Annotated in this window: 8 protein-coding genes; 1 reads left to right on the top strand and 7 read right to left on the bottom strand. The window is 62.8% G+C overall.

Going from position 1 to position 12470, the window contains the following annotated elements:
* Nucleotides 1–50: 50 nt before the first annotated feature.
* The 7 genes from RQH14_RS02730 to speB form a co-directional block, all read right to left on the bottom strand.
* The gene (locus tag RQH14_RS02730; protein WP_311211808.1) at nucleotides 51–467 is read right to left on the bottom strand and encodes a thioesterase family protein; all 417 of its coding nucleotides are present in this window, start codon (nucleotides 465–467) and stop codon (nucleotides 51–53) included.
* A 74-nt stretch (nucleotides 468–541) separates the two neighbouring features.
* Entirely contained in the window at nucleotides 542–2620 is a 2079-nt protein-coding gene (locus tag RQH14_RS02725) for an ABC transporter ATP-binding protein (RefSeq protein ID WP_311211807.1), read from the bottom strand.
* Nucleotides 2617–4350 carry an ABC transporter ATP-binding protein gene (locus tag RQH14_RS02720; protein WP_311211806.1) on the bottom strand — a complete coding sequence of 578 codons (1734 nt, stop codon included), beginning with the start codon at nucleotides 4348–4350 and terminating at the stop codon, nucleotides 2617–2619. The genes RQH14_RS02725 and RQH14_RS02720 overlap by 4 nt, the downstream gene beginning before the upstream one ends.
* A 303-nt stretch (nucleotides 4351–4653) precedes the next feature.
* On the bottom strand, nucleotides 4654–6765 hold the full coding sequence (locus tag RQH14_RS02715) for an MFS transporter (protein WP_311211805.1): 2112 nt from the start codon (nucleotides 6763–6765) through the stop codon (nucleotides 4654–4656).
* An 8-nt stretch (nucleotides 6766–6773) separates the two neighbouring features.
* Nucleotides 6774–7256 (bottom strand): MarR family transcriptional regulator, encoded by a 483-nt coding sequence (locus RQH14_RS02710; RefSeq protein ID WP_311211804.1) that lies wholly within the window; start codon nucleotides 7254–7256, stop codon nucleotides 6774–6776.
* 211 nt (nucleotides 7257–7467) lie between these two features.
* Nucleotides 7468–9168, bottom strand: coding sequence for a thiamine pyrophosphate-binding protein (locus RQH14_RS02705; RefSeq protein WP_311211803.1), 1701 nt, complete (start codon nucleotides 9166–9168; stop codon nucleotides 7468–7470).
* Nucleotides 9165–10226 (bottom strand): agmatinase, encoded by a 1062-nt coding sequence (gene speB, locus RQH14_RS02700; RefSeq protein WP_311211802.1) that lies wholly within the window; start codon nucleotides 10224–10226, stop codon nucleotides 9165–9167. The genes RQH14_RS02705 and speB overlap by 4 nt, the downstream gene beginning before the upstream one ends.
* Nucleotides 10227–10447: 221 nt before the next feature.
* Here speB and RQH14_RS02695 point away from each other — a divergent pair, with 221 nt between their 5' ends.
* A complete protein-coding gene (locus RQH14_RS02695) occupies nucleotides 10448–12421 on the top strand; it encodes an amino acid transporter (RefSeq protein WP_311211801.1) in 1974 nt (657 codons plus the stop codon).
* The last annotated feature ends 49 nt before the right edge of the window (nucleotides 12422–12470 follow it).

The following is a 12470-nucleotide window of genomic DNA, read 5'->3' as shown; positions in this document are numbered from 1 at the left end:
GTAATGCCCCTAAGAAGGCTCCTTAAGGGCATCACCTGTACAAAAACTCGTCAGGCTTGGTAGCGCCCGAGCTTTTCCTTCTGCCCGGGGGTGAGCCTGAGGACCCGGCCGGTGTCCTCGGCGACGAACGCCAAATGCGTGGTGGCTTTGACGCAATCCTCCCGCGTAACAGGGTCCTTGATGACGTAGTGAAGATCGAAGCTGGCGCCTTTGACGGCACCCACCCAGATCTCCACAACAGCAGGAACGTTGCGGTACTCCAAGGTCCGGACATACCGGACCTTGTGCTCCACCACGAGGGTCATGATGCCCTCTTCAACGTCGCTGAACAGGGCAGCCGGAGGCTCTACGCCAGGAAGGCCGGCGCCGCGGGGAGGCCCGAAGGCTGCGATGCGGGCCTCCTCCAACATACGAACGATCTGCACGTTGTTGATGTGCCCGTAAGCGTCCATGTCACCCCAGCGCATGGGTACAAGGACCTCAATGCGCTGGGGTGCAACGGAATCCCGGGCGGGTTGCCCGGTCTTCAGGGAATCGGTACTCAGCTGTGCACCGCCGTCGAATCATCCACAGCGGTCTCTTCCTCACCGGCGAACTGGGACATGTACAACCGGTAGTACGCGCCTTGGAGGGCGAGCAGTTGGGTGTGGTTGCCCTGCTCCACGATCTTGCCGTTCTCCATCACCAAAATGGTGTCTGCGTCCCGGATAGTGGAGAGTCGGTGTGCGATCACGAAGCTCGTCCGGTCCGTGCGGAGGGCGGCCATGGCCTTCTGCAGCAGCAGTTCGGTGCGGGTATCCACGGAGCTGGTGGCTTCGTCCAGGATCAGCAACGAGGGGTCGGAGACGAAGGCCCGCGCGATGGTGATCAACTGCTTCTCACCGGCACTGACATTGTTTCCTTCTTCGTCAATGATCGTCTGGTAGCCGTCAGGCAGCGCACGGACGAAGCGGTCCACGTAGGTGGCCTTGGCCGCCTCCATGATCTGCTCCTCGGTAGCGTCCAGGTTGCCGTACTTGATGTTGTCGTAGATGGTTCCGCCGAAGAGCCAGGCATCCTGCAACACCATGCCCACCTTGGACCGAAGCTCGGAACGGGTGAGGTCCTTGATGTCCACGCCATCCAAGGTGATCCGGCCGGCGTTGAGCTCGTAGAAGCGCATCACGAGGTTAACCAAGGTGGTCTTGCCGGCACCAGTGGGACCTACAATCGCAACGGTGTGGCCAGGTTCGGCCGCGAACGACAGGTCCTCAATGAGAGGCTTGTCCTCCACATAGCTGAACGAGACGTGTTCGAACTCAACGTGACCGTCGGTCTTGGAAGGCAGGTGGCGTGTGCCGTTCTCTTCGACTTCTTCATCAGCATCAAGGAACTCGAAGACGCGCTCGGCAGAGGCCACGCCGGACTGGAGCATGTTCGCCATACCGGCGATCTGGCCCAGCGGCTGGGTGAACTCACGCGAGTACTGGATGAACGCCGTGGCGTCGCCCAGGCTCATGGAGCCCGACGCAACCCGGAGGCCACCCACGACGGCGATGCCGACGTAGGACAGGTACGACACAAAGTTCATGGCCGGGAAGATGACGCCGGACACGAACTGCGCACCGAAGGAGGCCTTGTAGAGTTCCTCGTTCTTCTCGTCGAAACGCTCCAGCATGTCGGCATCGCGACCGAAGACCTTGACGAGGTCGTGGCCGGAGAACGATTCTTCGATCTGGCCGTTCAAGGCGCCGGTGTTCTTCCACTGTGCTGCGAAGAGCTTCTGGCTGCGGGCACCGATAACACCCGCCACGATGCCGGACAACGGCAGAGCGATCAACGCGATCAGCGCCAACTCCCAGGACACGATGAACATCATGACCGTGATGCCAAGGACCGTAAGCACTGAGCTGACCAACTGGGAGAACGCCTGCTGGAGGCCTTGCTGGACGTTGTCGACGTCGTTGGTCACGCGGGACAGGATGTCGCCGCGCTGGCGGGTGTCGAAGTAGTTCAACGGAAGCCGGTTGAGCTTGGCCTGGACGTCGTTGCGGAGCTTCTTGATGACCCGCATGACGATCCTGTTGAGCAACCAACCCTGGGCCCACAGGAAGATGTTGGCCACAAAGTACATGAGGAGCACGATCGAAATCAGGAACGTCAGCTTGGGGAAGTCGATCCCGTTGGTGAGCTCCATCTTGGAGACCATGTCCGCAAAGTTGCCCTGGCCCTGCTGACGCATGAGTTCCACGAACTGCTCTTGGGAGACGCCCTCGGGGATCTGCTTGCCCATGACGCCACCAAAGATGACGTCCATGGCGTTACCCAGGACCTTGGGGGCGATCACGTTGAGGACCACCGAGACGATAACGAGCCCGATCACGATGTACACGCCAACGGCCTCTGGCTTCAGCAGGCCCATGAGTCGCTTGGCGGACGGCCAGAACTCCTTGGCCTTCTTTGCCGGGACGTCGCCGAACATGCCGCCATCAGCCTCTGATGGGACGTATTCCTCTTCGACAAAGTCGTCGTCGTCAAGGGCTTCGGTTGCTATCTCAGCCTCGGCTGTTGCCTGGGCATCCTTTGCGGCTTGAGACTTGGCAGCCCAACCACGCTTCTTCTGCTGGTTCTGCTCGCTCATGCCACTTCCTCCACGCTCAGCTGGGATTCAACGATTTCCTGGTACGTGGGTGACGTCTCCAGCAGTTCGTCGTGCGTTCCGCGGTCAACGATCCTGCCGTTATCCAGCACAAGGATCTCGTCCGCATCCGCGATGGTGGAGACACGTTGAGCCACTATGATGACTGTCGCGTCCCGGGTTTTGGCCTTCAGGGCCTTTCGGAGCCGGGCGTCCGTAGCGACGTCCAAGGCCGAGAATGAATCATCGAACAGGTAGACGTTGGGTTTCGTCACCAAGGCACGGGCAATGGAAAGCCTCTGGCGTTGCCCACCGGAGACGTTGGTTCCGCCCTGGGCGATGCGCCGGTTCAGGCCCGAAGACTTTTCCTCCACGAAGCCCTTGGCCTGCGCCGTTTCCAGCGCTTCCCACAGTTCCTCGTCAGTGGCATCCGGTTTGCCGAAGCGCAGGTTGTGCTCGATGGTTCCGGAGAACAGATACGGCTTCTGCGGAACGGCCGATACCCGGCTGGTGATTTCCGAGGCATCCATGTCGGTGACGGGGACGCCGTCGAGCAATACATCTCCGGAAGCGACATCGTAGAGTCGCGGCAGCAGCGAAACCAAGGTGGTCTTGCCCGCACCCGTGGAGCCAATGATGGCGAGGGTCTTGCCCGGCTCAGCAGTGAAGGAAATGTTGCTCAGCACCGGGGCCTCGGCACCGGGGTACTTGAAGGTGACGTCCCGGAATTCGACGCGTCCCTTCTTCTCAGCGGGAACCACCGGCGAGCTGGGGTTGTGGATGGAAGGCTCGACGTCGAGAACCTCGCCGATGCGGTCTGCACAAACCGAAGCGCGGGGAATCATCATGGCCATGAAGGTGCCCATCATGACGGCCATCAGGATCTGCAGCAGGTATTGGAGGAATGCCGTGAGCGCGCCCACCTGCATCTCGCCGGAGTCCACGCGCTGTCCGCCGAACCAGAGAACGGCAGCAGTGGAGAGGTGGAGGATCATGCCGATGGCCGGGAACATCAGGACAAACAGGTTGCCGATTTTCACGGAGACTGCGGTGAGATCCTCATTGGCATCGCCGAAGCGCTTGGCTTCGTGGGGTTCACGCACAAACGCACGGACCACGCGGATGCCGATGATCTGCTCGCGCAGCACGCCGTTGATGGCGTCGATCTTGGTCTGCATGGAGCGGAAAAGCGGCATGAGCCGGACCACGAGGTAGCCCACAACCGCTACCAGGACAGGAACGGAAACCCACACGAGCCAGGAAAGGTTGAGGTCCTCGCGGAGCGCCATGATGATGCCGCCAACGCACATGATGGGCGTGGACACCATGAAGTTCAGGCCCATGAGCACCAGCATCTGAACCTGCTGGACATCATTGGTTCCACGGGTAATCAGTGTGGGGGCACCAAACTTGTTGACATCCTGGGCAGAGAAGCTGCTGACCTGGCGGAAGACACTGCGGCGCAGGTCGCGGCCGATCGCCATGGCAACGCGGGAGCCGAAGTACACAGCGACTATGGCAGTGAGTACCTGCCCAAGGGCGACGGCGAGCATGAGCGCACCCGTCTGCCAGATGAAATCGGTGTCGCCGCGGGAAACTCCCTCATCAATGATTTTGGCGTTGAGGCTGGGGAGATAGAGCGTGGCGATGGTGGATGCCAACTGAAAAATCAGCACGGCCACAATCTGCGGCAAATACGGCTTGGAGTAGCGCCGTATAAGGGTGACAAGCATGCCCACGGGTCCTTAGAAAGAGTGCGTGAATGAGATAAGAGAAGTGTCGCAGCCGGGGCTGACAGTATTAGCCTCCCTACTCTACGAAATCCGTTGCCCCGGCGAAACAACTTACGGAAAAGATCATCCCAGCGGAGTATCCGCCGTGTCGCGGGTACTCCGAAGCAGCAACGGACGCCAGAGCCCCGGGGACGGCAAAGCGCCGGCTGGAATCCCAGCCGGCGCTTTTCAATCCCGCCCTTGTTGGCCATGCTCCCCGTAGTACGTCAGGAGTTTCGGACAGAGGCGGGATCCGTAGCGGAGTCAGCCTGCGTGCTTGCCGTGGTCCGGACGTGCTTCCACGCCTTGGAGGAGCAGCAACGCCATACGCTCCTGCTGCCTGCGTTCGCGCTTGAGTTCTTTCCGGATCGCTGCGAGGTCCTCGGCAGTGTGGGCCTGCTGCTCTGCGATGGCCTGCTGTTCCCGCAGCCTTGCCTGCAGTTCCACGTTGGCGCGGCTGAGTTGCAACTGCTGTTCGGCCAGGACGTACTGGGTGCGAGACAACTGCTCCTGCACTTCCCTCACGTCACTTGCCGCGTGCGGGCGTTCCTGCGTGAGGATCCTGGCGAACTCCAGATCCAGGTCGGAACCGGAGTCCGGGCCGGAGGTAGGGCGTTCGGTGCGCGGAACCTGACGTTCGCCCACCGGAACCTGACGCCCGGCACCCAAGGTGCCAGCGCCGTCGTCGTCCGCTTTCAGTCCGTCCGCCCTCAAATCGTCCGCCTTCAGCGCGTCCATCGATGCCGTGTCCAGGGACATCCCAGCGTCCGAGGAGGCCGTGGCAATCAGTTCCTTCTCCGGAGCCGCATCCACGGTCCGGCGCAGCGGCCGTTCCTTGATGAAGAGCACCGCCAGGAGTGCCACGACGCTGATGATCGCGGAGATCAGGAAGATCTGTGCGGTCGCGTCACCATAGGCAGTCCTCATGATTTCGGCGACGGGGGCTGGCATATCAGCGAGGTCCATGCTGGCCCCGGACGCGCCGCCCTGGACAGGAATACCAGCGGCGGCCATGCCTTCAACGGCCAGGTCCTTCACGTGGGTGGACATGATGGCACCCAGGACGGAGACACCGATCGCGCCACCAACCGAGCGGAAGAACGCCACGGAAGCACTGGCCGTTCCGATGTCCTTTGCCTGGACCGTGTTCTGCACGGCGAGGACCAGGTTCTGCATCAGCATGCCAAGGCCCAGGCCGAAGACGCCCGTGTAGATGGCTACGATCCACAGTTCCGTGGTGTGGTCCATGGTTCCAGCAAACGCCAGGCCGCCGATCAGCAGGACGGATCCGGCGATCAGGAACCTCTTCCACTTACCGAAGCGGCTGATCAGGATGCCGGACGCGACGGACCCAATCAGGTTGCCGGCGATCATCGGCAGCGTCAGCAGGCCGGCCTCGGTGGGCGTGGCGCCGCGGGCAACTTGGAAGTACTGACCCAGGAACGTGGAGGAACCGAACATGGCGATGCCGACGGCAACCGAAGCAACGATTGCCAACGCCGTGGTGCGCTCGGAGATGATCTTCAGCGGGATGATCGGCTGTTCAACCTTGGTTTCCACGAACACCAGCACGGCCAGCAACGCTACGCCGCCACCCACCATGAGGGCTGACTGCCAGGAGAACCAGTCGTAGTAGTCCGGGTTGCCGGCGAAGGAAACCCAGATCAGGAGCAGGCTCACGCCGGAGGTCAGCAGGATGGAACCGAGCCAGTCGATCTTGGCGGGGCGCTTGATGTGCTGGATCTTCAGGGTCACCTGAAGCAGGATGAGCGCGACGACGGCCAGCGGCACGCAGACGAAGAACGTCCAGCGCCAGCCGAGCGGGCTGTCCACGATGAAGCCGCCAAGCAGCGGGCCACCGGCAGTGCCCACAGCCATGACTGCGCCCATGTAGCCGGAGTACTTGCCGCGATCACGCGGCGGGATCATGGAACCGATGATGGCCTGCGCCAAGGCGGTGAGGCCACCCATCGCCACACCTTGGATGACGCGTGCGGTCAGCAGCAGCGGGATGGTTTCGGACAGGCCTGCCATCACCGAGCCGGCCACGAAGATAATGATGCTCAGCTGGACCAGGAGCTTCTTGTCGAAGAGGTCCGCGAGCTTGCCCCAGATGGGCGTGGTGGCCGCGTTCGCGAGTAGCGCGGCCGTGATGACCCAGGCGAAGTCGGTTTGGGTGCCCTTGAGCTCGGACATGATGGTGGGCAGGGCGTTGGCAACAATCGTGCTGCTGAGGATTGCCGTGAAGAAGGCTGCCAAGAGCCCGGTCAGGGCTTCCATGATCTGCCGGTGGGTCATGGGCGCGGCGGCTTTGCTGGCCGCGGGGCTCACTGAGGCGTCCACCGCCTTGGTGTTCTGAACTGCTGGTGTGGCCATGGTGGCTCCTAAGCTGTTTGGTGTGTTGTGATGGAGCCGGCCGCCGTTGCCCGGATTGAGTCCTTGAGGGACCCCGTGAGTTTGTTGATCACCTGGGAGGCCTCGAGGGCGTCTGCCTCGCTCCAATCCGCCAGGTAATCCCGCAGTCTCACGCTGCGTTGTTCTTCAAATTCGCGCAGCTTGGCCGCGCCGCTTTCGGTCAAGGCAAGGAGTTGGGCCCTGCCATCCGCAGGATCCGGTCGCCGCACCACAAAGCCAAGATCCTCAAGCTCGGTGATGTGCCTGCTCAGGACCGGGGCGCTGACGCCCAGGCGCGTGGCCAGTTGGGTAGCCCGCGTCTCCCCCTCGCCAATGAACCGCATGACTCCCTGGACGGCCATTCCGACGTCGGGAACGCGGGCCATGTGGGCGGTCACCACGCAGCGCAGCGTGCGCTGGAGATCGAATATTTGATGCACAAGATCGGTCGCTGTGGCAGAACCGACGGACATGGAAAACACCCCTCTTTTTGTTTGCCTAAAGCAACTATAACTCAGATTGATTGCTTTGGGAAACTAAAGATGGCTTCGGTTCGTGTTGCGGGGCCCGCTCCACGCCCTATTTCCCCGGTTTGGGGCGCAGAGCAGGCCTCACAACGCAGCCAGCCCCCGCACGATGTTCCGTGCGGGGGCTGGCTGTTTTGGGGCTTTTAGTCGCGTCTGTTTAATCCAAATGGGTGGGGCCGAACATCTTCAGCAGCGTTTCGACCACGACGACGTTGGGTCCGTCCGCTTGGAAGGACGCCTTGAGCGCGTCCCCCACTTCCTCCGGGGCGACCCGGCGGGCCGGGACGCCGAAGGACTCGGCAAGCTTGACGAAGTCCGGGCGGGCAAGCTCGGTTGCGGTGGCTTGGGCGAAGGCGCCCACCATGTATTCGCGCAGGATGCCGTAGCCGCCGTCGTCCACGATCAGCCAGGTCACCGGGACGTTGTGCTGCTTGGCAGTGGCAAGTTCGGAAATGGAGTACATGGAGGAACCATCACCCGATACTGCCAGCACACGGCTTGGCTTGCCCGTGGTTTCCAGTCCCACAGCCCCGCCGATTGCCGCAGGGAAGCCGTAGCCGAGGCCGCCGGCGCCCTGGGCGGAGTGGAACTGGCCCTGACGGGCGTCCCAGCAGCTCCAGCCCCAGTAGGCGGAGATGGTCATGTCCCAGAACGTCTGCATGTCGGCCGGGACGGCCTCGCGGATGTCGGCCATGAACTTCAGTTCCTTGGCCAGGTCCTGTGATTCCAGGCGGGCGGTGACTTTGGCCAAGGATTCCTTGACCACGTCTTCCGGGCTGGTCCCGTGCCAATCACGCTTGGTTGCGTCCGCCGCCCCTGCTGCGGCAAGAGCTTCGTCCAGGGCCGCAAGGGCCTGCCCGGCGTCGGCACGGATGCCCAGCCCCGGCCGGTTGGACTCCAGGACGCGGGGTTCGGCGTCGATCTGGATGATGCGGCCGCGGGGTTCGAACGTGAAGTAGTTGGACGTCACTTCACCCAGGGACGAGCCGATCACGATGAGCACATCGGCGTCTTCGAGGACATCGGTCATGTGCCGGTCCTCGATCCACGACTGCAGTGACAGCTCGTGCGTCCACGGGAACGCACCATTGCCGCCGGGGGTGCAGATGACCGGGGCGCGCAGTTGCTCCGCGATCGAGAGCAGCGACTTCTCGGCCCGGCCACGGCGGGTACCGCCGCCTGCGATGATCGCCGGACGTTCCGCCGTCGAAAGCCACTTCACGGCCTCGCGGATCAGTTCGACGCGCGGCGGGTTGTCGAATGCCTCTGCGAGGGCGTCTTCCACCGGGGGAACCATGATGGGGTCCAGGAGGACGTTCTGCGGGATTTCGATCCAGACAGGGCCCTGCGGCGAGGAGATCGCTTCGGTCCAGGCGTCCTGGATGGCCGACGGGATGCCCGAGGCGTGCTGGATCAGTCGCTGGCTCTTGGTGACGTTCGCGGCCGAAGCCTTCTGGTCATCGAGCTGGTGAAGCATGCCCTTGCGGCGTGCGCCCAGGCCGTCAAGCGGGATCTGGCTGGCCACAACCACCATGGGAACACCCGTAGCGTAGGCCTCCTGGAGACCGGCCAAGGACGTCAGCGCGCCGGGACCGGTGGACAGGAACAACACACCTACCTCGCCGGTGGCGCGGGAGTAGCCGTCCGCTGCGAAGGCCGAGTTGTTCTCCACGCGGGAGGACACGAAGTGGAGGTTGCCGCGGCCCATGGCGTCAAACAGGCCCAGCGCGTGCTGGCCCGGGATACCGAAGACCGTTTTCGCGCCAAGCGCTTCAAGGGTCTCGACGACGAGGTCCCCGCCGTTGCGCTGGTTGGTGCCCTTCGTAGGAGCTGCTGTGCCGGGGTCGAAGTCGATCATCGCTGATCCCCTGTTGCCTTGGCGAGCTCTGCGATTCGAGCGCCGAGGGCCTGCTGCGCGTAGCCGTTCGGAGCGCCGAGGCGGTCACCTTCCACTGCGTTGTCGGCCATGAGGGTCACGAGCTCGTACGCGACGTGGCTGCCTGCGACACCAGTGATTTCTGCGTGGTCGTAGGCCGGGGCAACTTCAACGATGTCCGCACCGACGAGGTTCATGCCGCGGAAGCCACGGATGATTTCCAAGAGTTCGCGGCTGCTGATGCCGCCAGCTTCAGGAGTGCCGGTACCCGGGGCATGGGCCGGGTCCAGGACGTCGATGTCCACGGAGATGTACAGCGGACGGTTGCCGATGCGGTCACGGATCTTGGCGACCGTCTCCAGGACGCCCTGGTAGTAGACGTCTGCGGAGGTGACGATTCCGAAGCCGAAGCGGTGGTCGTCGTCGAGGTCCTTCTTGCCGTACAGCGGGCCGCGGGTACCCACGTGGCTGATGGCTTCGGTATCCAGGATCCCTTCCTCGACGGCGCGACGGAACGGGGTGCCGTGCGTGTATTCGGCGCCGAAGTAGGTATCCCAGGTGTCCAGGTGCGCGTCGAAGTGAAGCATGGCGATCGGCTCACCGGCGCGCTCTGCTGCTGCGCGGAGGAGGGGCAGGGCAATGGTGTGGTCGCCGCCCAGAGTGACCAGCTTGCTGCCGTTGGCCGTGAGGTCCATGGCATTCTGCTGGATGGTTTCGATGGCCTCGTTGATGTTGAACGGGTTCACAGCCATGTCGCCGGCGTCGGCAACCTGGATGTTCTCGAACGGGCTCACGTCCCAGGCGGGGTTGTACGGGCGCAGCAGACGGCTGGCCTCACGTACGTGGTTGGCGCCGAAGCGCGCGCCGGGGCGATAGGAAACGCCGGAGTCGAAGGGGACGCCTACAACAGTGACGTCAGCCTTGGCCACCTGGTCCAGGCGGGGCAGGCGGGCATAGGTGGCGGCACCGGCATAGCGCGGGATGCGGGACGAATCGATGGGACCAAGGTTGCCGTTGGCCTCAATACGGAGCTCTTCCAAAATGCGCCACTCCTTAGTGGATAGCTGGGATGACTGTGACACCCATCATACACTCAAAGTTTCCTAATATGCATCACCTGTTTACAAGTCAGATTTGAAGGCGTGCGTCCTGAGATGCCGGTCACAGTGGGCGTAAAGATTCCATAAAAACCGGGGTCCCGGCGTCGAACGCGGCCATACGCTCCTTGCGGAAGCAGCATCGTGCTGCACGAAAGGACACAGTGACCACCTTGTCGAGGCCTCCGGCCGATCCGGCCAACCGGCCAAAGAACTCCTTCAAGCTCAAGCCCTGGCTGCTGGAAGGAATGCCGGACACCTCAGGCAAGAGGCAAGGCCCCCACGGCCGCCCGTCGGACGCTCACAAGCCGCAAGCCTGGTGGAAGGTCATGTGCCTCACCGGCCTGGACTACTTCTCCACGCTCGGCTACCAGCCCGCCATCGCCGCCCTGGCAGCGGGCTTGCTGTCCCCTTTGGCCACCCTGCTCCTGGTGCTGGCAACCCTGGCCGGCGCACTGCCCGTCTACCGGCGCGTGGCCCGCGAGAGCCCTCGGGGCGAAGGCTCCATCGCCATGCTGGAGCGGCTCCTCCCCCGCTGGGGCGGCAAGCTCTTCGTCCTGGCCCTCCTGGGGTTCGCAGCCACGGACTTCATGATCACCATCACGCTCTCAGCTGCCGACGCCACAGCCCACCTGATCGAGAACCCCTTCGCGCCGCACTTCCTGGAAGGCCAGCAAGTTGTCATCACACTGGCTTTGATCGCCGGACTGGGCGTGGTCTTCCTTCGCGGATTCAAGGAAGCCATCAACGTGGCAGTAGTGCTGGTGGCAGCGTTCCTGGCACTGAACCTCGTGGTCATCGCCGTATCCATGACCCACCTGTTCACCGAAGCCGGAGTCATTACCGACTGGTGGACCGCACTCACCACCTCCCACGGCGATCCGATCATGATGGTTGCCTTGGCCCTCCTGGTCTTCCCCCGCCTGGCACTGGGACTCTCCGGATTCGAAACCGGCGTGGCCGTTATGCCCCAGATCAAGGGACACGCCACAGACACCGAAGCCAACCCGGCCGGCCGGATCAAGGGCGCCCACAAACTGCTGACCACTGCGGCCATCATCATGAGCTCATTCCTCATCACGTCCAGCTTCACCACCGTCATGCTGATCCCCGCCGCCGAATTCCAGGACGGCGGCAAAGCCGAAGGCCGCGCACTCGCCTACCTCGCGCACAAATTCCTCGGCGACGGATTCGGTACCGTTTACGACGTCAGCACGATCGCCATCCTCTGGTTCGCCGGCGCGTCCGCGATGGCCGGGCTGCTGAACCTCGTTCCGCGATACCTGCCCCGCTACGGCATGGCTCCAGCCTGGGCCCGGGCACTGCGCCCGCTGGTCCTGGTGTTCACTGTGATCGCCTTCATCGTCACCATCATTTTCAAGGCTGACGTCAATGCCCAGGGCGGCGCCTATGCCACAGGCGTGCTGGTCCTCATCACTTCCGCTTCCATCGCAGTCACCTTGTCCGCACGGCGAAAGAAGCAACGCGGCCAGTTCATCGGCTTCGGGATCATCTCCCTCGTCTTCGTCTACACCACAGTGGTCAACTCGATCGAGCGTCCTGACGGCCTGAAGATCGCAGCACTCTTCATCCTGGGCATCATGGTGGTCAGCTTCATATCCCGCATGCGGCGTGCCTTCGAACTCCGGGCAACCCACATCAAAATGGACGAGAAAGCACTGGAGTTCACCGCCAACGCTTCCGAGGGACCCGTCCGGATCATCGCGCATGAACCCAAACACCTCAGCGCCAGCAGGTACCGCGAGAAACTGCAGCACGCGCAACAGGCCAGCCACCTGCCCGTCGACTGCGACGCCGTCTTCATCGAGGTCATCGTGGACGACAGCTCGGACTTCGAACAGGAACTCCAGGTTGCGGGCAAGATCCGGCACGGTTTCAAGATCCTGGAAGTGCACAGCAACAATGTCCCCAACACCGTGGCGGCAGTCCTCCTCCACATCCGCGACGTCACTGGATTCATGCCCCACATCTACTTCCGCTGGACCGAGGGCAACCCGATCTCCAACCTCAGCAAGTTCCTGTTCTTCGGCGAAGGCGAGATCGCGCCGGTAACCCGTGAAGTGCTGAGGGAGGCCGAGCCGGACATCACCCGCCGGCCGTGGGTGCACGTGGGCTGACCACCTGCTCCCCCGCCGCCGAAACTACAGTTAATGCCCATGTTTGCCG

Source organism: Arthrobacter sp. WCS2018Hpa-7, assembly GCF_031843805.1.
GTDB lineage: Bacteria > Actinomycetota > Actinomycetes > Actinomycetales > Micrococcaceae > Arthrobacter.
The sequence above is the reverse complement of the archived record's forward strand: the minus strand, read 5'-3'. Positions and strand labels throughout refer to the sequence as shown.